Source organism: Solibaculum intestinale (assembly GCF_040096205.1).
Taxonomy (GTDB): domain Bacteria; phylum Bacillota; class Clostridia; order Oscillospirales; family Acutalibacteraceae; genus Solibaculum_A; species Solibaculum_A intestinale.
This window is the reverse complement of record NZ_JBBMFD010000067.1, coordinates 1-677: the sequence shown is the minus strand read 5'-3', so window position 1 is coordinate 677 and position 677 is coordinate 1. Positions and strand designations below refer to the sequence as shown.

Annotated in this window: 1 protein-coding gene; it reads right to left on the bottom strand. The window is 58.8% G+C overall.

Features of this window, described 5'->3' with window-relative positions; translation table 11 throughout:
* Positions 1-38 precede the first annotated feature (38 nt).
* Positions 39-677: SGNH/GDSL hydrolase family protein (locus WMO26_RS13555; RefSeq protein WP_349221152.1), on the bottom strand; the 639-nt coding region annotated here is incomplete at its 5' end.

Sequence of the window (677 nt, the reverse complement as noted above, 5' to 3'; positions counted from 1 at the left end):
GCCCCGAAGGACACGCCTTGCCGTATGAGATAGGTGGATCAGGGGACCAGCGCCTTGATTTGCCCGGTGATGTAGGCAGCGATTTTTGTGTGGCCCAAATCGTTGGGGTGGGTATAATCGGCCTCCTCCTGGCCGCTTACCGTAAGGAAATACTTGTTATTTTGCCAGGGGATAAAAGGAGCCAGCTGCACATCCCGGTTGCAGTCCAGCACGGCAACGCCGTAATACGCGCATACCTCCCGGATGATGTCGCAGTAATCGTCCAGGGTTTTGCCGTTGGAATTGGTCAGATCCGCCGCATTGCCTCGCTTAATGGGCGTGGCGAACACGATCAACGAATCCGCGTACTTTTGCATTAGGCCCAAAATTAGATTGTGCAGGGCCCCATAAAAGGTGTAATTGGTCCGGTCGGCAAACTCCCCGATGGGCGTCCAGGCATAAAACCAGTCGTTGGAGCCGCCCAGGACCACCACCACGTCCGCATCCGGCATGTCCGGATACCGGGTGACCATGGGGTCCCGGTCGGTGGGGCTGGACTCCTTGACGGCGATGGTGCTCCCGTTGATCCCCTCATTGACCCCCACCATACCCAGGTTGTTGGCGGTGCGCATGATCCACCCGGCTTCGCACCCGTCCGCCTGGGTGATGGAGTCGCCAAGCCCCAGGATGGTCTTGCC